Raw genomic sequence first — 21,209 nt, 5'->3', positions numbered from 1 at the left:
GTCGTCTCGTCGCCGCACGTGGAGGTCCCCATGCCGCTGCCCCGCCCGCTGCGGCCGGGCGACCCCGAACAGCTGGGCGGATACCGGCTCACCGGGGTCATCGGGGAAGGCGGCCAGGGCACGGTCTTCCACGGCGAGACGGCCGCCGGCGACCCGGTCGCGGTGAAAGTCCTGCACGCGCGTTTCCTCGGCCGCGCCGACGCGGAACGCCGTTTCTTCAACGAGGTGGCCGCGGCCCGGCGGGTGGCCGAGTTCTGCACCGCCCGGGTGATCGACGCGGACGTCACCCACGACCGGCCGTACATCGTGAGCGAGTACGTGGCGGGGGAGTCCCTGGACGCGCTCGTGCGCCGGGAGGGCCCGCGCGACGCGGGCGCGCTGGACCGGCTGGCGGTCGGCACCGCCGCCGCGCTGGCCGCCGTGCACCGCGCCGGGATCGTGCACCGCGACTTCAAGCCCGCCAACGTCCTGCTCGGCGCGGACGGCCCCCGGGTCATCGACTTCGGCATCGCGCAGCTCGTGGACGCGGCCGGGACCGAGGCGGGCCGGGTGCAGGGCAGCCCCGCGTACATGTCGCCGGAGCAGCTCGCCGGCCGCCGCCCCGGGCCGTCCACGGACGTCTTCAGCTGGGCGGTCACCATCAGCTTCGCCGCCACCGGCCGGCCCGCCTTCGGCGACGACTCCATCCCGGCCGTGATGAACCGCATCATGCGCCGCGAACCCGACCTGACCGGGGTGCCCGTACGGCTGCGCGGCGTGCTGAGCGACTGCCTGGCCAAGGACCCCGCCGCCCGGCCCAGCGCCGCCCAGCTGCTGATGACGCTCGTGCACCTGGCGGACGAGGCCGAGCCGCCGCGGGCCGGGCCCGTGCCCCGCTGGGCGCTCGGCACGCTCGCCGCGGTCGCCCTGGCCGCGGCCGGGGTGGCGGTCGCCGTCCCGCTCTGGCCGCGCGCACCGGCTCCCGTCCCGGCCGTGGCCGCTCCGATGAGCCTGGCCACCGCGGGCCCCGGCTTCGGCGAGCCGCTGGGCACGCCGTTCGCGGGCCACACCGGCGAGGTCCTCTCGCTCGTCCCCGCCACCCTCGGGGACCGCCCGGTGGTCGTCTCCGCGGGCAGGGACGGCACCGTCCTGGTCTCCGACGTGCGCACCGGCGCGGCGGTCGGCCCCGCCCGCCGCGTGGACGCGCTGGCCATCTCCTCGCTCGCCCTCGGCGACCTGGCCGGCCGCCAGGTCCTCGTCTGCGGCGGGTACGGCAAGGGCGTCTGGCTCTCCGACCTGGCCACCGGCAGCGAGCTGGCGTACGGCGGGGCGAGCGGCGACGTGGTCGCCCTGGCCACCGCCCGCGTGGACGGCCGCCCCGTCCTGGTCGCCGCCGGGCATCGCGCCGTGCACGTGACCGACCTGGCCGGCGGCAAGGCGCTGCTGGCGCTCGGCGGCGGCGCGTCCGACGTCGCCACGGCCGTGCTCGGCGGCCGGCAGGAGATCGTCGCGGCCGCCCTGGACGGCACCGTGCACCGCTGGGACGCGGCCACGGGGGAGCCGGTGGGCCGCCCGTTCCCGGCTCCCGGGACCCGGCTGGCGCTCGCGTACGCGGCCGGGCGTCCGGTGGTGGTGTCCGGGGCCCAGGACAACACGCTGCGGGTGCTCGACCTCGAAACGGGGGCCCAGTTAGGGAAGGCGTACGCGGGGCACACGGACCGGATCAGCGCCGTCGTCACGACCGTGCTGGACGGGCGGCCCGTGGCGGTCACGGGCAGCTGGGACGGGACGGTCCGGGTCTGGGACCTGACCTCGGGCCGCCCGGTCGGCGGGCCGCTGACCGGTCCGGACGGCTGGGTGACCTCGGTGGCCGTCACCGAGGTGGACGGGCTGCCGCTGGTGGTGGCCGGCAGCCGGGACGGGACTGTGCGCACGTGGCGGTTGTGACGCGTCGCCGTACGGAACAGGACCGATCCTGACCGCTACAGGGGAGAGGCTGGGCCCATGACCGACCAGACCGATATTCCGCGGGAGGCGAGCTGAGATGACTCGTGACGTTCAGATCACCTTCGACTGCGCCGACCCGGCCAAGCTGTCCGCGTTCTGGGCCGAGGCGCTCGGCTACCGGCTGCAGGATCCGCCGCCGGGCTTCGAGTCGTGGGATCAGGCCCTCGACGCCATGGGTGTGCCGCCCGAGCGGCGCAACGACGCCTCGGCGCTGCTCGACCCCGGCGGCGCGGGGCCGCGGCTGTTCTTCCAGCGGGTGCCGGAGGGCAAGCAGGCCAAGAACCGGGTGCACCTGGACGTGCGGGCCGCTCCCGGGCTCCAGGGCGACGCGCGCATGGCGGCCCTGGAGGCGGAGGCCGAGCGGCTGGCCGGTCACGGCGCCACCCGGCTCGCGCGCCACGAGCCCGCGCCCCCGCTCGACGCCGGGCACATCGTGATGGCCGACCCCGAGGGCAACGAGTTCTGCCTCGACTGATCGGCGACTGATCGGCGACTGATCGGCCTATCCGGGTGAGGCGAAAGCGATCACGTTGTCCGGGTAGTGCCCCCGGCCGCGGTCGAACATGCCGCCGCAGGTGATCAGCCGCAGCTGGGGGCCGAACGTGGGGCCGTAGACGGCGTGGGTCGGGAACTCCGCCTTCGGGTAGGCGCGTACGTCGTCCACGAGGAAGCGGACGCGGCGGCCGTCCGCGAGTTCCACGTGGACGGCGTCGCCGCGCTTGAGCCTGCCGAGCCGGGCGAACACCCCAGGCCCGGTACGGCTGTCCAGGTGACCGGCGATCACGGCCGGACCCGGGTCGCCTGGGCGTACGCCCGCCGCGTACCAGCCGGCCACGGCGGCGTCCACCGGCGGGACCATGACGCCCGCCGCGTCCAGGCGGAGGCGCTCCAGGGCGCTGCGGACGCCGATCGCCGGGATGGAGACGGCGACCGGTTCCGCGTGCCGTACCGGCGGGGAGACGACCGCGGCCTGGCCCCGGACCGCCGACCAGCCGGGGACCGGCGTGGCGAGCGTGGGCACGGGGACGGGACGCGGCGTCCCGCACCCCGCCACCGCGAGCACCACCATCAGCGCCGCCATCAGCGCCACGCCCAGCCGCACCACCAGCGGCACCGCCTGCCGCACTGCCAGCCGCACCGCCGGCGCGGCGCAGGCCGGGCCGCGCCGCATGTCAGCGCACGCGGCGGCGGCGCAGCACGACCGACAGCGTCAGCGTGATCCCGGCCAGCACGCTCGCGACCGCCGCCGCGAGACCGGGACCGCTCGCCGTGAGGCCGCCGGACCGGTTCCCGCTCGCGAGGCTGTCGGCCTTGTCCCCGCTCGTGAGGCTGTCGGCCTGGTCTCCGCTCGCGAGGCCGCCGAGGCCCGTGTCGACCGCCCCCTTCGGGGTCACGCCCGGGGCGGCCGCGTCCCGCAGGCTCAGGAGGTCCAGGCCGCCCTCGCCGTCCAGGACCACGACCGTGTTGGTGCTGCCCGGCGCGAGCGCGACGTCCGCGCTGGCCGACGCCTCGCCCGCGGCCACCGTGATCTTCTGGGTGGCGGCGGCGTCGACCGGCCGGTAGTCCGGCGTGTCCGCGAACTTCAGGCTCTCCTCGAACACCGCGCCGCCCGCCGTCACCTTCAGCGTGCGCTCCTTCAGCGACGCCGCGATCACCCGCAGCCCCGCCTTGCCCGCCGGCAGCTCCATCGAGTCCGGCAGCACCTGCAGCCGGATGCTCTGGTACGGCCCCAGGCCCGCCACCGTGTACGCGTTGCCCCCCGCCACCCGCACGTTCGCCGACAGCACCGGCGGCGTCCCCGCCCCGGCCCCCGCCGGCCGCATCGCCACCGTGTACTGCCCCGCCCCCAGATTCTGGTACGGCGACACGCCCCCGTACGGCACCGCCTTGAGCACGAGCTTCGGCGCGTCCCCGCCGAACGGGTAGAGGTAGACGTCCACGGCCGGGGTGTCGGGCGACAGATGCGCGAGCCGTACGTGGCCGACGGCGGACGCCGCGGACGCCGGAACGGCCAAACCAGCCAATGCGACGAAAAATGCGAATAAGAGGGTGATGCGTGAGGTCATGAGGGGGCCAGCTCCGTGAGGTCAGGAGGAGAGGGAGCCCGTCGGGCTCGGGGCGGAATACCGGATGCGCAGGATTGTGGACGCTGCGTCACTCGGCTGAGCCAGTTTGACCTCGATGGGATGGAATTGTGATTGCTGCGCCTCGAAGAACCGCAGAATTCCGGAGATGTTCTCCTCCGACGGCTGGTCCCCGTCGATCGTGCTGATCTCCACGCCGCGCAGCGGCACCCCCGGGTCCGCGCCCGCGTCCCCGAACGCCCGCACGTACAGCCGGTGCGAGGCCGCGACCGCCGCCAGCGCGCTCAGCAGCCGCGCGTCCACCTCGCCCGCCGCCAGCTGCCGGGTCGCGTCCGGCGCCGCCGCCAGACGCGGATGCCCCAGCAGTTCCCGCCCGGCCCGGCGCCGGTCCGCCGCGTCCCGCGCCAGCTCGCGGGCGAACCGCCGAACCCCCTCCGGCGTGACCCGCCGCACCTCGATCTCCGCCACCCTGGCCAGCGCCTCCGGCGCGAGCACCGGGTCCAGCCCGGCCCCGAACATGGCCCGCACCGCCGGGGTCACCACCACCACGTCCGCGTTGAGGACCTCGTCGCGGGGGCCGCGCAGCGGCAGCAGCGTGCCCGGATGCACCCCCGCCGCCGTCAGCTCCGCGCACATCGGCGGGTCGCACGCCACGATCCCGCGCACCTGGGCCACCACCCACCGCGCCGCGTTCCCCCGCGACAGGTCCGCGACCTCCACCCGCCGCAGCTGCTCCGCCCGCGGCGCGGCCACCTCCCTGACCGCCCGCGAGTTCACGAACGCCCCCGCCACGAGCACGCCGGCCGCCGCCAGGGACAACCCCGCCGCAACCCGGACCAGCCGCCCCGGAGGCATCCAGAACCGCACCCGACCTCCCCGCGTTCTCGGAAATCACCGCCGCCTCGTGAACAGCTTCGTGAACACACGCCCGTCCGTCCATCCCGGCCCGCTCATTTCGGTCGTCCGCATGGTCGGCGACGTACGGAACCCGGAACTCCCACGGATTCCCGGTATGGACATCGCGGGGAAATATTGAGAAACCTCAATTAACGGGTGGAGTCGTGGGGAGGCTTCTGTTGACGAGGATCATCGTCACTCCAGACGGCCGGAACGTCGCGGTCGAGGTGTGGGGGAAGCCGGACGGCAGGCCCGTCTTCCTGCTGCACGGGACCCCTGGCGGCAGGTTCCAGCCCAGGCCGCGCGAGAAGTCGCTGCACATGCGGGGCATCCGGCTGATCAGCTTCGACCGGCCCGGCTACGGGGGGTCCACCCGGCGGCTCAACCGGACCGTCGGCGACGTGGCCGCCGACGTGGCCACCATCGCCGACGCGCTCGGCCTGGGCCGCTTCGCGGTCGTCGGCAGGTCGGGCGGCGCGCCGCACGCGCTCGCCTGCGCGGCCCTGCTGCCCGACCGGGTGACCAGGGCCGCGGCGCTGGTCGGCCTGGCGCCGCGGACCGCCGACGGGCTCGACTGGTTCGCCGGCATGATCGACGCCAACGTGATGGCCTACACCGAGGCGCGCGGCGGGCACCGGGCCATCGCGCCCCGGCTCCGCGCGGCCGCCAGGGAGATCCGCGCCGACCCGAACAGCAAGGTCCGCGGCATCTACGAGCAGGTGCCCGAGTCCGACCGGCGGGTCGTCGGCGACAACGGCATCCGCCGCATGCTGGAGCGCAACTTCGCCGAGGGGCTGCGCGACTCCGTGGACGGCTGGGTGGACGACGTGGTGGCCTTCTCCATCGGCTGGGGCTTCGAGGTGTCCGCCATCCAGGCGCCCACCCTCATCTGGCACGGCGAGAACGACGTGTACTCGCCGGTCGGGCACGCGTACTGGCTGGCCCAGCAGATCGCGCACGCGGACGTGTGGATCCAGCGCGGGGCGGCCCACTTCGGCGCCCTGGAGGTGCTGCCCCGGGTGCTGGCCTGGCTGGTCCGCGGCGGCGGCGAGGTCAGATCGGCTGCGGTTCGAGGTCCCGGTTGACCCGGCGCCACTCCCGCAGCGCCAGGCTGCTGGGGTGGTGCTCGCCGAGCCGCGCGCCGACCGCCGCCAGCGCCTCCTTGTGCACCTGCGCCGACTGCGTGGTCTGCCCGAGGGCGCGCAGCGTGATGGCGTAGTTGGCCTGGCACGCCAGCGTGTCCGGATGGTCCCGGCCGAGCGTGGTGAGCAGGCTCGTGAGCGCCTGCCGCTCCAGCTTCTCCGCGGTCTCGTGGTCGCCGGCGTCCGCCGCGCAGTTGGCCACGTTGATCGTGCACGACAGCGTGAACGGGTGCTGGTCGCCCAGCCGCGCCCGCATCGACGCCAGCGTCTCCTGGCCCAGCCGCAGCGCCCCCGCCAGGTCGCCCGTGCCCCGCCGGTAGGTCATCAGGTTGTTGGCCGCCACCAGCGTGTAGGGGTGCTGGTCGCCCAGCCGCTCCCGGTAGCCGTCGAACACCGACGCCGCCAGGTCCCGCGCGCTCTCCTTGTCGTCCACCGCCGACAGGCAGCAGGCCAGCTCCAGCGCCGCCGCGCTGGACTCCGGGTGGAACGGGAACAGCCGCTGGTAGTGGTCGTGGGTGTCCTGGGCCCGCTTCAGCGCCTCCTGCCGCTCGCCGGCCCGCCGCAGCGAGACCGCGATGCTCTTGGCGGCCCGCAGCGCGTCCGGGTAGTCGTCGAACTGGAGCATGCTGTAGCCCGTCAGGGTCCGGTTGAGCAGCTCCACCGACGCCGCGAACTCGCCCGCCTCGCGCATGTCCCTGGCCAGGTTCTGCGCCGTGCTCAGCGTGTACGGGTGCCCCGGGCCGAACACCTCGCCCATGCGCTGCAGGGTGTCCTCGTCCAGCTCCTTGGCGCTGCGCCAGTCGCCCACCAGCCGGTAGGACACGGCCAGGTTGTTGGCCGAGTTGAGGGTGCGCGGGTAGTCCTCGCCGTAGGTCTCCTTCCACTGCTCGTGGTTGTTGCGGTCCATCTCCAGCGCGCGGGCGAACTCGCCGAGCGCCCGCAGGTCGGCCGCCAGGCCGCCGGTCGTCATCAGCGTGTGCGGGTGGTTCTCCTTCAGCGTCTTGCTCTGCTGGGCCAGCACCCACTCGTCCAGCTTGCGCGCCTCCGCGAAGTTGCCCTGGGAGCGGAGCACGTTGGCGATGTTGAACAGCATGTGCAGCCGCTGCCGCTCCAACTGCCCGAACTTCTCCTCCCAGTAGTCGGCCAGGCGCTGGCCCAGCTGGAGGGCGCTGTCGTACTCGCCGCGCTTCCACCAGTAGCGGACCCGCTCGGTGAGCAGCTGCCTGGTCTCCTCCTCCACGCACTTCTCCGCGTCGGAGGGCAGCAGGTGCGGCCAGATCAGGTCGTACTGCTGCCAGTTCTCCGGGTCGTCCACCTCGCCGGTCTGCGGGCGGGCCGCCACCAGGATGTGGTGGACCTGGTGGGAGATGGTCTCGATGTCGTCGGAGGACATCTGGTCCCGGATGACCGTCTGCACCAGGCGGTGCACCTGGATGGTCTTGCTGCCCTGGTCGATCTTCGCCAGCGCGAACCGGCTGATCTCCCGGATCACCCGCCCCAGCACCAGCTTCTCGCCGCGCAGCGAGTCGTCGTACGGCAGCAGCGCCCGCATCATGTCGTCGCTGTAGATCAGCGACAGCGAGATCGGGTCGGGGGAGAAGTACGCGCAGAGCTGGAGCATGCGCTCGGCCGCGGGCGACCTGCTGCGCAGCTGCTCCAGCGAGACGTTCCAGGTGGCCGCGACCGAGTTCTCGTAGTCCGTCGGCCGGTTCATGGCCAGGATCCTGGGAGCCTGCTTCTGCAGCTGGGTCACGTATTCGGCGGCCGAAAGACCGGTCTCGCTCAGCCAGGCCGCCGCCTGCTCCACCGCCAGCGGCAGGAAGCCGAGCTCCTCGGCCACGCTCAGCGCGTCCGCGGGGGCCAGCCGGGGCACCCGGCGGAGCAGGTGCTCCACGCTCTCCTGCTGGCTGAACACGTCCACTTCCAGCGGCGCCGCGATGTTCGACCAGGTCTGGATCCGGGAGGTCACGATCACGTGGCCGGTGCCGCCCGGCAGGAACGGCTTGAGCTCCTCCGGGTCGCCCGCGTTGTCGAAGATCAGCAGCCAGCGGGCGTGCGGCTCGCCCCGCCGCAGCGCCTCCCTGGCCGCCAGCGCGCCCTCCACCACGCTGTCGCTGACCGGCAGGCCGATCCGCCTGGCCAGCTCCGCCAGCATCGGGTTGATCAGGTCGGGCTGCTCGGCCGGGATCCACCAGACCAGGTCGTAGTCGGCCGCGAAGCGGTGCGCGTACTCCAGGGCGACCTGGGTCTTGCCGACGCCGCCCATGCCGTACAGGGCCTGGGGGAGGACCACGGCCTGGCTGCTGCCCAGCAGCTGGTTGCGGAGCGTCTCCAGGGCGATGTTGCGGCCGGTGAAGGAGGCGTTGCGGGCGCCGACGCTCCAGATGGACGGCTGGGTGCCCGGGTAGCGGGTGCCCAGCTGGGACAGCTCGATCGTGTCGTGGCCGTGCCCCGCCCTGCCGACCGCGCGCAGCACCGCCTCGACGGCGTCCTCCGAGCTGAGCCGGACCAGGTCCACCGGCGGGCGCTCACCCACCGGCATGGTCAGCCGTACGGCGTCGGAGACCCGCAGCGAGACCACGTCCGGCGGTGTCCCGGTCGGCAGGTCGGCGCTGGACGGCCACTCGTCCCGCTGTGAACCCCGCAGGTAGGCCGGGGAGAGGATGACCACCGTGCTGGCCGACTCGGGCATCTCCTGGGCGGGGGAGCGGTCGGCGGAGCCGTACCGGGTGACGGGGGTGACGCGGAAGCCGGCCTGCTCCAGCACGGCCATCACCCAGTCCGCCCACATGCGGTCCTCCGGCGCGTAGCTCAGCCGGATGTCGGGATGCTGGGCGGGCTGCCGCCGGGTGAACGCCTCCAGCCAGCGCAGCCGCACGGTCTCCTCCATCGGCGGCATGGCCGCCACGGTCCCGTCGGTGATGGCCGAGGTGAGCCGCTCGTACGCGGACAGCAGCGACCCCGGCGACCCCGGGCTGTCCCCGAACGTCGCCAGCGTCTCCTCGAACGCGTAGAACCGCTTGTACGGCACCTCGATGGTCGCCCAGTAGTTCTTCACCCCGTCCGGCGAGAGCCCCTTCGGGAACCCGACGAACTGGTCCCTGGCGTGCATGCGCCCCGCGTCGACCTTCTTCTTCTCCCCGTCGTCCACCCGCATGAGCACCGGCAGGATGCGGATGTTGTGGTCGGGATACTGCTTGTCGATGATCCGGGCGACCTCGGCGGCCCCGTCGATGCTCTGGTCGCTCATGGTGAAGCAGTCGACCAGCACGTCCGGCAACGCGATGGTGCAGATGTCCGCGATATCACTGAACCCGGTACGGCTGTCGATCAGCGTGTAGTCGTAGTTGCGGCGCATGTCGGCCTGCAGGGCGTCCAGGAACTGCCCGCCGCCCCGCTCATAGAAGACGTCGAGGTCGAAGGTGGACAGCGAGGAATAGTCGCGGTTGCGACGCCCGGCGGAGAGGAAGTCCAAGGTGCCCGCGCCGGGGAAGTCCCATTTCTCCAGGGAGACCGCGTGCCGGGTGACCCGGGCGTACTCCCTGTGCCAGTCAGGCTCGTCATGCGGGGACGTGGTGGCCCACTGATAGTCCGTGATCATGTCCACCACCCCCTTCGTGGCGGCGATCACACTCTCGTCCAGGAAGGGGTGAAAGAAGCGGTGCAGACCGGGCGATTCCAGGTCCCAGTCGATGACCAGAACACGTCGGCCGTGGCTGGCCAGAATCCACGCGGTGTTGGCGAGGGCCATGGTGCGGCCGGTTCCGCCCTTGAACGAATAGAAGGTGATGATCTTGCCATTCTGGTCACTTACCATCGGAATCCTCCGTCTTCGTCAGTCGCGGTCGGGTGCCGGGCACGCCACGGGGGGAATAGTTGGGCGCCGACTTCAAGTAGCTCTTGGCGGCACTGGTGAAAATTCTCGGCAGCCCCCGCTGAAATGCGCCCAGTGAGGAGATGTGGCTGACGACGGGCAGACCGGGCCGTTCCGGAATGACCTCGCGGAGCAACGCGCGCAACTCGGATTCCGCCGCCGCCGTCTGCTCGTCCTGAAGGTTCCACGGCACGATCGGCTGCGGCCGCCGGTCCTGCCCGCAAACGCGGCGCAGCACTTCCCGCGTTTCCGCGTGCCGCGCCGCCCACGGATCCACGACGAGCACGCTGGGCGCGTCGGGGCCGCCCGCGCCGGTGAGGTGTTCGACGTGATTGTCGAATGAGCCGACTTCGAGAAGATATCCGTGGCGCAGCGCCAGTTCCATCGCATAGGAGGCCAGCGGCCGGTGCTCGCCGGGTTTCGGAAACGGATTCCATTCTTGCGGAGTCTGCCCGTACGACTCGGTGAGCCGCCCATCCGGCAGCCGGGACAGGTCGGGCGCGACCACGGTCAGCCGCATCCGGGGCGAGCTGGACTTGGCCGGCGGTTCGCCCGCCGCGTCGTGGAACGCGCTGGTCAGGCTCATGTAGTCGACGGGCTCGCCGGGCGGCACGAGATCCTGCTCGGCCACCTTGATGATCCGGCGCGCCAGCGCCTTGATGGCGGTCTCGTAGTGTGTGCGCATCGACCGGGACTTCATCAGCCCGTAGAAGCCCTCCTGGCGATATCGGGGGCCGAACATCTCGTGGTCGAACTGAATTTCCTGCGCGCATTTCGGCAGATGCTCAGGATCCTGGAGCGGCGCCCAGAGAGCCGGGATGATGGCGGTGAGCCGGTTGCCGCGATCGGGTGTCGCCTCCAGCCGCTGGGCGAAAGCCGTCCATTCCTTCCCGCATTCTTGGCTGTCGAAGTAGCGGGGCGAGTACAACGGGATGAAAACCCGGCAGGTGGCCAGCGCGCCGGCCAGCTGCTCCGGCCATCGGTCGCCGGACTGAATGCCGCGATCCATGAATCCGGCCTGTGCGGCCTTGAGTTTTGTCTCGTTCAGGACGATCTCGGAGAGATCGATAAAGAGTCTCGCCACCCATCTGTTCGGGTCGGGCCCGCGGGTGGAGTCGAGGCCCGGGATGTGCGCGTAGCTGAGAAAGAAGCAGGGGCCTTGGACCACCGATCGTGAGGTCGGGTTTGGTGCCATCCGCCTCCTTCCTCGCGGGCTTTACCGTAGGAACGCAGATTAGTCCGAAGGAGTGCCCGTGAGGAATATTTCGATGGGATTTCTCCGTTGTCACACCCAATCTGTGGCGAAATCTACCGTTATGGGCACAGGAAACAACCGGGGAATACGCGTTTCCGAGCACGCCGCGCTTACCCTTTACGGCCCGCACGGAATCAGCGCCCGGCCGAGCGTGATTCCGTTCCGCCGGGCACGATTTCACCGTATTCCACCCAGGTCCGACCGTACCTGAAATCGGCGGCATGACGAGAGGCCCGTACGGGTGGGCGGGCCGAATACCGATATTCGGCGCGGCGATAGGGATACGCGTGGGAAAGATGTCGCGGGCGGGTCAGCTCTCCCAGCCCTGGACGGTCCGCCGCATGCGGGCGACGGCCCGGTCGCCGAAGACCGTGAGCCGGCCCGAGGCGGACAGCGTCTCGATGGCCCCCTCGGTGTGGCCGCGCCAGAGCGTGTACTGCTCCCGCGCCCTCACCTGCTCCGGCCCGGTGACGCGGTCGCGACGCACCCGCCAGAAATCGCTGACCGCGATGTGCGCGTACGTGCCCTGCAGCAGCCCTTCGAGCGGTCGCGGGTCCTGGCGCCAGGGGGCGTGATAGAGCGTGGTGTCCGACTCGTCGTACAGGTCGAAGAGGTCGAGCAGGGCGCCCAGCTTGACGTGCTGGAACTCGTGGATGAGCAGCAGCGCCAGGGTGGCCGGGTCGGCGGGCAGGGCGGCGGCGACGGCGCCGAACGCGTGCCTGGCCGTGGAGGACACGTCCTTGCCCGCGGGCGCGGGGGCGAGCGGCATGATCGTGGACAGCCCCGCGCGCAGCCCTTCCGCGTACGCGGGGTAGTCGGACTCGATGAGCCGCCAGGCGGGGTCGAAGCACTCCTGCCAGGCGTCGGCGTCGGCCTTGCCGAGCGTGGCGGCGGCCGGCCACTGGTGGCAGTCGCGGTTCGGGTCGCGGTCCTCCAGCAGGACGGAGAAGTCCCCGGAGCGGAGGCGGCGGGTCCCGATCAGCGCGGTCGCGGGCCCGTCGATCCAGGCGGAGCCCGCCTCGACGACCAGCGTGGCGGTGTCGCCCGGCACCTCGTCGAACGTGCCTACGGTGGGCAGGTGCACCGAGCCGCCGGTCACCGCCACCGGCACCCGCACGGAGAGCCCCGCCCGGTACGCCGCCGCGGCGGCGATGTTGGCCAGGTAGCCGGGACCGGCGTGGGCCCGCGTGGCCGCCCAGACCCGCACGTACGGATGGGCCAGCACCGTGAGCAGGGTGGCGCGGTGGTCGCGGTCGAGCGCCACGAGCAGGTCCCAGGCCGCGGGCGGCCGGTCCGGCAGCGACGCGACGATCATGCGCTGGAGGCTCGACTGCGACCGGGCCAGCGTCTCGATGTCGCCGCCGTCCCCGAACCCGGAGGCCAGGGCGTCGTAGGTCGCGGCGGGCATGCCGTGGTTGTTCGCCGGGTTGATCATCGCGGTGTTGTCCCGGATATGTGAGATGAGGGCGAGCAGGTCGGCGCAGAAGACGCTCGGGTTGTCGAAGGAGCCGTCCCGGAACCGGTGCGGGTAGAGCCCGCCGCCGCAGCTGCGGACCACCGGGCAGGCCCGGCAGGTGGCGGAGAGCCCGTCCAGGCCGCGCTGGCGGGCCCGCACGCCGGGGTGCCCTGCCACCTCGTTGAGCGAGTGCCCGGCCAGGTCGAAGCCGGTGGCCGGGGCGCCGTCGAAGGCCACCTTGAGCGAGTCGACCTGCTCGTAGCCGCCGTCGGTCTCGATCACGACGAGGGTGGTGGGCTCCAGGCCGATGGCCTCGCTGAGGCTGCCGCGGCCCTGGACGGTGTTGATCACCGACTCGAAGAGGCGCACCGGGACCGGGCGGCCGTCCGCCTGCCAGCGGTCGAAGATCGTGATCAGCCAGTCGGCGTAGGCGGTGGCGGACGGGCGCGGCGGCGGCTCGTCCCAGGTGGCGTGCGGGAGCAGGAAGTCGACCCGGGGCGGCTGGAGGGCGACGAGGGCTTCGTAGACGGCGATCGGATCGTTGGCGACGTCGATGGTGCAGAGCAGGCCCGCGTAGATCTCCGGGCGGGCGCGGAGCAGGGCGATCGCCTTGATCACCTGGTCGTAGCTGGAGCGGCCGTTCGCGTACAACCGGTGCCGGTCGTTCGCGATCCGGTCGCCGTCCAGGGAAATTCCGACTTTAATCTGATTTTTGGCGAAAAGGTCGCAGAACCTGCTGTCGAGGGTGACGCCGTTGGTATGGATTCGAAGATCAAGATGGCAGATTCCGTCGAGGCGTTCCCGGAGCACGCGGATGATGTCGGCCAGCAGGTCGTGACCGGCCAGCAATGGCTCGCCCCCGTGGAGCACGACGTGAATATTTTTCACGTCGTGCTCTTCGACGTGCTCGGCGATGCGCTCGGCGGCTAATGCCGCCGTTTCGACGGACATGGCTTTGGGGCGGCCGCGCCAGCTCTGGTCAGCGTGCTCGTAGACATAGCAGTGGTCGCAAGCGAGATCACAACGGCTATGAATTTTCAGGACAAACTGATCGAACGGCAGGATAATCCCACTCACGTCGCCCCGATCCAGTGCTATAGAGACGACTGGAAGGCGGCTACGGCGACTCTGGGGTTGTCCGACGCCATCGGCACGATTCTGGCCAGGGACGAGCGGTGCGAACCCTGGGTCGTGAGCTCCTCAAGCGAAAAGTCATGAACATCCATGACGGCTGAGGCGAGGTTCGGCGTTTCTGCCTTGGTGATCATTTTATCCATTTCCGAAGTTAGGCCGCTTACGGCGCTAAGAAGCGCTCGAGCGCAGGTGCCATCCAGCACCCTGCAGCCTAACGCTTCGCCATTGCCTTGTTGCGGGAAGTGACGTGTCCCTCGGTTTGATTTTTTAAGCCCTGCTCTCAAGAGGTGACAAAGCGTACACGCAGTGCGAGCAAAATTCTTATCTGTGATCAAACCGAGATAACTGGGTATCGATATACTATCGTAAACGTAACCACACAGTAAGGTTTCAAAGAAGAACGGGACTAACGTTCCGAAAGTGGCGATTTGGCTATATGTCGGATCGTGCGCCATTTGTCTTATCAGCTGAGGCGCTCGGCGCCTTCCGGCCAGAGAATCTCCACCCGGATGCGCCGGCGCCGCGCCGCGTCCACGACCTCCGCCGTCCCGCCCACGCCGCGCGAGGGCCCGCCGTCCCAGACCGCCACCAGCACGTCGGCGTCCGCCAGCATCACCTCGTTGGCCGCCGCGAAGACGGCCGGCGTCGGCTCCTCGTGGGACAGGCGGCGCACCGGGTCGGCCCGGTCCAGCAACCCCTCGAAACGCTCCCGGTCGGGCGGCGGCAGGGCGGAGCCGTACGCGCGGGCCGGGACGATGGCCTCCAGCCGGCCGCCCAGGCGCAGGACCGTCTCGGCGAAGATCTGGTCGGCCCCCGGGGCCAGGCAGCAGACGCCCACCACCTCCGCGCCGTGCGGGACGAGCAGGCCTTCCAGCGCCGTACGGACCAGGTCGGCGGTCCCCGGGCTGAGATCCCGGTGACCGGTCACGGCTACCCGCATCGTCTCCGCCTTGTGCGTGGGCCTGTGTTACCCGCCAACGAGATGGTTGAGCACGCGGACGCCGAAGTCGAGGCCCGAAACGGGCACACGTTCGTCGATTCCGTGGAACATGGTGAAATAGTCCAGGTCCGGCGGCAGCAGCAGGGGCGCGAAGCCGTAGCTGGGGATGCCGATGCGGGCGAAGGACTTGGCGTCGGTGCCGCCGGTCATGACGTACGGGACCGGGCGGGCGGACGGGTCCTCCCGGCGCAGGGCCGCGCAGAGGTCGTCGAAGAGGCCGTGCGCGGGGGCGGAGGGCGCCTCCTCGAAGTTGACGAACTCCCGGGTGATCTTGGGACCGAGCAGGCGGTCGACGGTGGCCAGGAAGTCCTCGTGGGTGCCCGGCAGGAAACGCCCGTCCAGGGTGGCCTCGGCGGTGCCGGGGATCACGTTCACCTTGTAGCCGGCGTTGACCATGGTCGGGTTGACCGAGTTGCGGATGACGCCCTTGAACAGGGCCGCGGCCGTGGGCGGCAGGCGCTTCAGCTCGGCGTCCAGGTCGCCCAGGTCGATGCTCGTGCCGAGCGCCTGGCCGATGCCCCTGATCAGGGCGGCGACGGCCGGCGTGAGCCGCACGGGCCAGGTGTGGTCGGCCAGCCGGGCCAGGGCGCGGGCCAGTTCGGCGACCGGGTTGTCGACGGGCGGCTTGGAGCCGTGGCCGGGTACGCCGCGGGCGGTGACCCGCATCCACGCGGTGCCGCGCTCGGCGACGGCCACGGGGTAGATCCTGGCGCCGTCCGCGGTGACGGTGAAGCCGCCGGACTCGCTGATCGCCTCGGTGCAGCCGTCGAAGAGGTCGCGGTGCCGCTCGGCGGCGTAGCGGGAGCCGTACTCCCCGGTGGACTCCTCGTCGGCGAGGAAGGCCAGGACCAGGTCGCGGCGGGGGCGCACGCCGCGGCGGGCCAGGTCGCGGACCAGGGCCAGGGTCATGGCCAGGCTGCCCTTCATGTCGACCGCCCCGCGGCCGTGCACGCAGCCGTCGGCGATCTCGCCGGAGAGCGGGTGCAGCTTCCACTCGGCGGGGTCGGCGGGCACCACGTCCAGGTGACCGTGGATGAGCAGCGCGTCGGGAGAGTCCCCGGGAACGCGAGCGATCACGCTGGTACGGCGCGGCGCCGACTCGACCATGACCGGTTCCACGCCCGCCTCCGCGAGCAGGCCCGCCACATACTCCGCGGCCGTGCGCTCACCGGGGCCGGGATTGGTGCTGTCGATGCGGAGCAGCCGCGAGCAGATCTCGGCTGCCTCGGTCGTGGAGTCGCTCACCGTGCCATTTTCCCCGGTCCGCGGGGGTGGCCGTGCCAGGGCGGCGGAAGGAACCTAACAAATAGGGCCTTGCCCGTGTGAGAAGTCGGAGTAAGGCTCGAAGTTGACCTCGGGGGCCGCGCGAGAGGAAGGCGCCCCATGACCGAAGTCTCCTCGACCCGTCCGCTCGGCGTCAGCCGCCCGGATCTCTCCGTCACCGACCTCCCGTCCCCCGAGGAAGTGTTCAAGGTCTCCAGGATCGGGCCGAAGGAGCTGGTCAAGTTCGCCATCGGCCCCAGCCTGATCGCCCTGGGCATCTCCATCGGCAGCGGCGAGTGGCTGCTCGGCCCGCAGGCCGTCGGCCAGTACGGCTTCATCGGCGTCGGCTGGGTGATCACCATCTCGGCCGTGCTGCAGACCTTCTACAACGTCGAGATCTCGCGCTACATCATGGCCACCGGCGAGGCCCCGGTGGTCGGCTGGGGCCGCGTCCCGCCCGGCTACCTGCTCTGGGTGCCCCTCTCGGTCTTCGTCGTCATCTTCGCCTTCATCGCGGGCGGCTGGGCCGCCTCCGCGGGCCAGGGCGTGTACGCGCTGGTCCACGGCGAGGTGCCCCCCGCCGGGGCCGAGGAGCCGAGGCTGTGGGCGATCGCCCTGCTGCTCCTGGTCTTCCTGATCACCGCCGCCGCCCGCCGGGTCAGCCGCGCCCTGGAGCTCGCCAACTGGGTCATGATCAGCGCCATCCTGGCGGGGCTGCTGATCATCGACCTGTTCGTGGTCCCGTTCAGCCAGTGGTGGGAGGCCATCCGCGGCTTCGTCACCCCGGCCGCGCCGCCCGCCGGCATCTCGGCCACCCAGCTCGGAGCGCTGGCCGGCTTCACCGCGCTCGCCTCCGGCCTGAACTGGTACGTGATGGGCCACTACCGGGACAAGGGCTACGGCATGGGCTACCGCACCGGCTTCATCTCCGGCCTGCGCGGCGCGCGTACCGAGTTGCTGGCCAGCGGCTTCACCTTCCCCGACGACGAGAAGAACCAGCGGCTCTGGAAGCGCTGGTACCGGCTGCTCCTGACCGACATGTGGGGCGTCTTCTTCGTCGGCGCCATCCTGGGCATGCTGCTGCCCACCATGCTGATGGCCCGCGCGGTGGAGATGTCCGGGGACCGCCCGACGACGGCGAACGTGCCCACCTTCGTGGCCGCCGCCCTCGGCGACGAGTACGGCCGGGGCATGTTCTACCTGATGCTGATCCTCGGCGTGCTCATCCTGTTCTCCACCCAGCTGGGCATCTTCGAGGCCATGGTCCGGGTCACCACCGACGCCGCCCACGCCACCAGCCCCCGCCTGCGCGCCCTCATCGAGGGCGACCCGCGCCGCTTCTACTACCCGTTCATGCTGGTCCTGCTCGTGATCATCGCGGTGGTGCTGCACCTGGCGCTGCCGGTCAGCCTGGTGCAGTGGTCGGCCAACATGTCCAACCTCGGCGCGCTCATCTACCCGTTCCTGCTGATGTACCTCAACAGCAGGCTGCCGAAGGCGGCCCGGCCGCGCCCGTGGCACTACGCGGTCCTGGTGCTCAACTTCCTGTTCTTCGGCTTCTTCTTCGTCAACTTCATCGCCGACTTCGTGGGCGATCCGCTCGTCACGTTTTAGGTAGGGGTGTACTCATGTGCCGGCAGCCCGTCCGGGACAGGCTGCCGGCATGGGAGTCAACCTGCTCGTGTACGTCCCCGGCCTGGACGGCGACCCCGCCCCGCTGCGCCGGCTGGCCGCGGACCTGGGGGAGTCGTGGCGGGCCGAGGTGTCGCCCGTACGCGTCCGGCCGTGGGACCGGCGTTCCGCCGGGGAGCTCGCCAGGGAGCTGAGCTCGTGGATCGCCAGGATCTGGTGGGAGATGGGCGGGCTCGGGCGGGTCGTCCTGGTCGGGCACAGCGTGGGCGGGCTGCTGGTCCGGCACGCGTACCTGATCGCGCGCGGGGACGAGGACAGCAGGGAGACGAAGGCGTGGGCCGGGCGGGTGAGCCGGATCGTGCTGCTGGCCGCCCCGAACCGGGGGGTGGACGCGCGGCGGCTGGCGCTCACCGGGCGGGCGATGGCGGATCTGCGGCGCGGCGCGCCGTACCTGACGGATCTGCGGGTGCGCTGGCTGGACCACTTCGACCGGACGGTGCTCCCGCCGCGGGTCGTGCAGCTGCTCGGCACCGGGGACACCCTGGTCACCCGGGACGACAGCCTGGACGTGGAGCAGTTCGCGAACGCGCGGCACGTCACGGTGCCCGGCGCGGACCACCACTCGCTGCGGGATCACCACCGGCTGATCTGGGCGGCCGTCGCCGGGCCGGGTCTCCCGACCACGCCGATCCTCGGCGTCGAGCCCCGCACGGTCGTCTTCCTGACCCGCTCCCGCGACCGGAACTGGCAGGCGCTGCGGCGCGCCCTGGCCGGGCGCGCCGACGTGCGGGCCGTGCCCGCGCACGGGTTCCTGGACGAGTACGGCCAGGTCTACGCCCGCCACCGGCACGGCGCGATCCACTTCGCCGGCCTCGGGCGCGGCGCCGGTGTGCTCGGCCGTGCCCTCGCCGCCGTCCCCGCGCTCGCGTTCGGCAACGTCTACCTGGCCGGGTCCGCCCTGCCCGGCTTCCCGTGGCGGCGGGTCCTGGAACGCGAGCAGGTCGGGAAAGTACGCGACGACGGAGACCTGAGTCTCGCCCAGGTCCCCGAGGTCGTTGCGTACCTGTCAGAGGTAGAGGCCGATGCCGGCGACCGGCTCAGGCTCGGCGGGCAGGCGGCCAGAACGTAGCGCGAACAGCTCCGCCAGCGTGGCCCCGCCAGGGCCGATGCCGTCGGTGGTGCCCAGCCAGGCCGCCGCCTGCTCGGTGTCCATCCGTCCCACCTCGATCTGCGCCAGGCAGCGTCCCGGCCGGACCACGGCCGGGTGCAGGCGGGCCAGGTCCTCGTTGGTGGTGATGGCCACGAGCACGTCCCTGCCCTGGCCGAGCAGGCCGTCGGTGAGGTTGAGCAGCCGGGACAGGCCCTGCCCGGTGGAGGCCTTGGCCTCGGCGTGGATCAGCTCGTCGCAGTCCTCCAGCACGAGCAGCCGCCACTTGCCCTCGCCGTGGTCCGGGCACTCGCAGCCGATCGCGACCTCCATGAGGTAGCCGGGGTCGCCGAACAGCCGCTCCGGGTCCAGCACGCAGTCGACCTGGCACCAGCCGGCCCACTCCCGGGCGAGTGTGCGCAGCAGCGTCGTCTTGCCCGTGCCGGGCGGGCCGTGCAGCAGCAGGAGGCGGCCGTTCACGTCGCCGGGGCGGACGGCCATGACCCGGTCCAGCCGGTCGGCGGCGGCGCGCGGATAGTTGGCCCGCACCGCCTCCCAGGGCGAGGTCGTGATCTTCTTGCCGGACCGGCGGCGGCCCTGCTGGCCCATCCACCAGAAGCCCATGGAGACCACGTCCGCGTCCTGCGGGGCCTCCTCCTCGGCGTCCTTGACCACCTCGTCCATGATCGCGGCGGCCAGCTCCTCGCTGATCGCGGACACCCCGACGGCGACCGACTGGTTGGTGTACCGCACCACGCGCAGCGTCCAGCCGTCGCCGGCGTACAGGCGGGAGTCGGGGCCGTCCACCGTGCTGGCCGAACGCAGCAGCCTGCCGCGCGAGGGCGCCAGCGGCGCGTCCGGGCGCACCCGGTCCAGCGTCACCGTGCGCGACCACGGCTGCTCCCCGGTGGCGAACGGGGAGAGGGCCAGGGCGTCGATGACGTCGCTGGGGGTGTCGCTGTCGTCGATCCAGACTTTCATCGCCAGCGGCTCGGGCTGCGGGGAGAACTGAACCTCCTTAACCACATTGCTCATATGCTCATGATCCTCACCTGGGGCGATGATTGTCGACGCATTTTCCCCCTAATGCCGTGGCCACCTGTAACCTCCTCGAAACTCTGGCATACCGGACGTGAAATTGGGCTGGCATAGGAAGTGGGGCGTAGCCGTAACCGGAACGTCGACCTGGCCACTTTTGGAGGATAAGTGGGGATCGATCCGTTCGTGCTGTGGGGAACGCCGCCGGAAACGCCCGGAGGTTCCGGGCCGCTCGCCGGGGTGAGGCTGGCCGTCAAGGACGTCTTCGACGTCGCGGGCACGCCGACGGGCGCCGGGCATCCCCGGTGGCTGGAGACGCACGGGGCGGCCACCGGCGACGCGGGCGCGGTGGCGCGGCTGCGGGCGGCGGGAGCCGTACTGGCCGGGAAGACGCACACCGACGAGTTCGCCTACAGCCTGGGCGGGACCAATCAGCACTACGGCATCCCCGAGAATCCGGCCGCGCCCGGGCACGTCTGCGGCGGCTCCTCCAGCGGATCCGCGGCGGCCGTGGCCGCCGGGCTGGCCGACCTCGGGCTCGGCACCGACACGGCCGGCTCCATCCGCGTCCCCGCCTCCTACACCGGCCTGTACGGCTTCCGCCCCACCCACGCCCGCGCCCCGCGCGACGGCATGGTCCCCCTCGCCCCCGAGTTCGACGTGCCCGGCCTGCTCACCCGCGACCTCGGCCTGCTCCGCACGGCGGCCGGGGCCCTGCTCGACGGGACGGGCCAGAACACGCCCGCCACCCGGCTCTGCGTGCCTCCCGACCTGTGGGCCGAGCAGTCGCCCCGGGTCGGCGCGGCGCTGGCCGCCGCGATCGCCCGGCTGGGCCTGCCGGTGCACCGCACCCCGCTCGGCCACGACGTCACCGACGCGTTCGCGATCGCGCAGGCGGCCCAGGCCTGGGAGTGCCACGGCGAGTGGATCACCCGGGAGCGGCCCGGCTTCGGGCCCGGCGTGGCCGCGCGGTTCCGGCGCGCGGAGGGACTCACCCGCGAGGAGGTCACCCTGGCCCGCAAGGCCCTCGGCGAGGCCGCCGACCGGATCAGGGTGCTGCTGGACGGCGGCGGCGTGCTCGTGCTGCCCGCCGCGCCCGGCGCGGCCCCGGCGATCGGGCGTCCCGAGGACCGGCGGCTGAGCACGCTCCGGCTGACCTGCCTGGCGCCGCTGTCCGGCGGCCCGGCCCTCAGCCTGCCCGCGGGGCTGCTCGACGGCCGCCCGATCGGCCTCTGCCTGATGACCGCCCGCGGCCACGACGAGGTGCTGTTCGACCTGGCGGCTCGCCTGTAGACGGACGG

General features: G+C 71.9%; 15 protein-coding genes. 6 read left to right on the top strand and 9 right to left on the bottom strand.

Annotated features, from left to right (window positions below; all coding sequences use genetic code 11):
* Positions 1 to 30 precede the first annotated feature (30 nt).
* Both Aph01nite_RS10490 and Aph01nite_RS10485 read left to right on the top strand, forming a co-directional pair.
* Positions 31 to 1,926, top strand: a complete 1,896-nt coding sequence (locus Aph01nite_RS10490; RefSeq protein ID WP_204040604.1) for a WD40 repeat domain-containing serine/threonine protein kinase — start codon at positions 31 to 33, stop codon at positions 1,924 to 1,926.
* 97 nt (positions 1,927 to 2,023) lie between these two features.
* Positions 2,024 to 2,461, top strand: coding sequence for a VOC family protein (locus tag Aph01nite_RS10485; RefSeq protein ID WP_204040603.1), 438 nt, complete (start codon positions 2,024 to 2,026; stop codon positions 2,459 to 2,461).
* A 27-nt stretch (positions 2,462 to 2,488) separates the two neighbouring features.
* On the opposite strand, the gene Aph01nite_RS10480 is transcribed toward Aph01nite_RS10485, so the two are convergent.
* The 3 genes from Aph01nite_RS10480 to Aph01nite_RS10470 all read right to left on the bottom strand — a co-directional run bounded on the left by Aph01nite_RS10480 (position 2,489) and on the right by Aph01nite_RS10470 (position 4,937).
* Positions 2,489 to 3,157, bottom strand: coding sequence for a class F sortase (locus tag Aph01nite_RS10480; RefSeq protein ID WP_204040602.1), 669 nt, complete (start codon positions 3,155 to 3,157; stop codon positions 2,489 to 2,491).
* 1 nt (position 3,158) lies between these two features.
* Positions 3,159 to 4,001: a DUF4397 domain-containing protein gene (locus tag Aph01nite_RS10475; RefSeq protein WP_204040601.1), complete on the bottom strand. Its 843-nt coding sequence runs from the start codon at positions 3,999 to 4,001 to the stop codon at positions 3,159 to 3,161.
* A 72-nt stretch (positions 4,002 to 4,073) separates the two neighbouring features.
* Positions 4,074 to 4,937 (bottom strand): hypothetical protein, encoded by an 864-nt coding sequence (locus Aph01nite_RS10470; RefSeq protein ID WP_204040600.1) that lies wholly within the window; start codon positions 4,935 to 4,937, stop codon positions 4,074 to 4,076.
* A gap of 209 nt (positions 4,938 to 5,146) precedes the next feature.
* Between Aph01nite_RS10470 and Aph01nite_RS10465 the strand changes: the two genes are divergently transcribed.
* The gene (locus tag Aph01nite_RS10465) at positions 5,147 to 6,052 is read left to right on the top strand and encodes an alpha/beta fold hydrolase (RefSeq protein ID WP_204040599.1); all 906 of its coding nucleotides are present in this window, start codon (positions 5,147 to 5,149) and stop codon (positions 6,050 to 6,052) included.
* Here the strand turns inward: Aph01nite_RS10465 and fxsT are convergent.
* From fxsT to Aph01nite_RS10440, 5 genes are all read right to left on the bottom strand, one after another.
* Positions 6,021 to 9,926: an FxSxx-COOH system tetratricopeptide repeat protein gene (gene fxsT, locus Aph01nite_RS10460; RefSeq protein WP_204040598.1), complete on the bottom strand. Its 3,906-nt coding sequence runs from the start codon at positions 9,924 to 9,926 to the stop codon at positions 6,021 to 6,023. The genes Aph01nite_RS10465 and fxsT overlap by 32 nt on opposite strands.
* Positions 9,916 to 11,178, bottom strand: coding sequence for a TIR-like protein FxsC (locus tag Aph01nite_RS10455; RefSeq protein ID WP_204040597.1), 1,263 nt, complete (start codon positions 11,176 to 11,178; stop codon positions 9,916 to 9,918). The genes fxsT and Aph01nite_RS10455 overlap by 11 nt, the downstream gene beginning before the upstream one ends.
* 370 nt (positions 11,179 to 11,548) lie before the next feature.
* Entirely contained in the window at positions 11,549 to 13,771 is a 2,223-nt protein-coding gene (locus Aph01nite_RS41285; protein ID WP_239161559.1) for an FxsB family cyclophane-forming radical SAM/SPASM peptide maturase, read from the bottom strand.
* A 520-nt stretch (positions 13,772 to 14,291) separates the two neighbouring features.
* On the bottom strand, positions 14,292 to 14,768 hold the full coding sequence (locus tag Aph01nite_RS10445; protein WP_204040596.1) for a hypothetical protein: 477 nt from the start codon (positions 14,766 to 14,768) through the stop codon (positions 14,292 to 14,294).
* Positions 14,769 to 14,795: 27 nt separating this feature from the next.
* Positions 14,796 to 16,073, bottom strand: a complete 1,278-nt coding sequence (locus tag Aph01nite_RS10440) for a M20/M25/M40 family metallo-hydrolase (RefSeq protein ID WP_204040595.1) — start codon at positions 16,071 to 16,073, stop codon at positions 14,796 to 14,798.
* A gap of 138 nt (positions 16,074 to 16,211) precedes the next feature.
* Between Aph01nite_RS10440 and Aph01nite_RS10435 the strand changes: the two genes are divergently transcribed.
* Complete coding sequence (locus tag Aph01nite_RS10435) at positions 16,212 to 17,705, top strand: Nramp family divalent metal transporter (RefSeq protein WP_204040594.1); 1,494 nt, start codon at positions 16,212 to 16,214, stop codon at positions 17,703 to 17,705.
* Positions 17,706 to 17,754: 49 nt separating this feature from the next.
* Entirely contained in the window at positions 17,755 to 18,852 is a 1,098-nt protein-coding gene (locus Aph01nite_RS10430; protein ID WP_204040593.1) for a lipase family protein, read from the top strand.
* Here Aph01nite_RS10430 and Aph01nite_RS10425 read toward each other — a convergent pair.
* On the bottom strand, positions 18,790 to 19,905 hold the full coding sequence (locus Aph01nite_RS10425; protein WP_239161558.1) for a DUF5925 domain-containing protein: 1,116 nt from the start codon (positions 19,903 to 19,905) through the stop codon (positions 18,790 to 18,792). The two genes, Aph01nite_RS10430 and Aph01nite_RS10425, sit on opposite strands and share 63 nt — an antisense overlap.
* Before the next feature lie 171 nt (positions 19,906 to 20,076).
* Here Aph01nite_RS10425 and Aph01nite_RS10420 point away from each other — a divergent pair, with 171 nt between their 5' ends.
* Entirely contained in the window at positions 20,077 to 21,201 is a 1,125-nt protein-coding gene (locus Aph01nite_RS10420) for an amidase family protein (RefSeq protein WP_204040592.1), read from the top strand.
* The last annotated feature ends 8 nt before the right edge of the window (positions 21,202 to 21,209 follow it).

Origin of the sequence: Acrocarpospora phusangensis (assembly GCF_016862995.1) — a bacterium.
Lineage (GTDB): Bacteria > Actinomycetota > Actinomycetes > Streptosporangiales > Streptosporangiaceae > Acrocarpospora > Acrocarpospora phusangensis.
Note: the sequence above shows the minus strand (reverse complement) of the source record. Positions and strands in the feature narration are given on the sequence as shown.

Coding starts and splice junctions, on each gene's coding strand:
- Aph01nite_RS10425 (WP_239161558.1), bottom strand. CDS start 19,905: ATGAGCAATGTGGTTAAGGAGGTTCAGTTCTCCCCGCAGCCCGAGCCG.
- Aph01nite_RS10480 (WP_204040602.1), bottom strand. CDS start 3,157: ATGCGGCGCGGCCCGGCCTGCGCCGCGCCGGCGGTGCGGCTGGCAGTG.
- Aph01nite_RS10445 (WP_204040596.1), bottom strand. CDS start 14,768: ATGCGGGTAGCCGTGACCGGTCACCGGGATCTCAGCCCGGGGACCGCC.
- Aph01nite_RS10435 (WP_204040594.1), top strand. CDS start 16,212: ATGACCGAAGTCTCCTCGACCCGTCCGCTCGGCGTCAGCCGCCCGGAT.
- Aph01nite_RS10485 (WP_204040603.1), top strand. CDS start 2,024: ATGACTCGTGACGTTCAGATCACCTTCGACTGCGCCGACCCGGCCAAG.
- fxsT (WP_204040598.1), bottom strand. CDS start 9,926: ATGGTAAGTGACCAGAATGGCAAGATCATCACCTTCTATTCGTTCAAG.
- Aph01nite_RS10430 (WP_204040593.1), top strand. CDS start 17,755: ATGGGAGTCAACCTGCTCGTGTACGTCCCCGGCCTGGACGGCGACCCC.
- Aph01nite_RS10490 (WP_204040604.1), top strand. CDS start 31: ATGCCGCTGCCCCGCCCGCTGCGGCCGGGCGACCCCGAACAGCTGGGC.
- Aph01nite_RS10455 (WP_204040597.1), bottom strand. CDS start 11,178: ATGGCACCAAACCCGACCTCACGATCGGTGGTCCAAGGCCCCTGCTTC.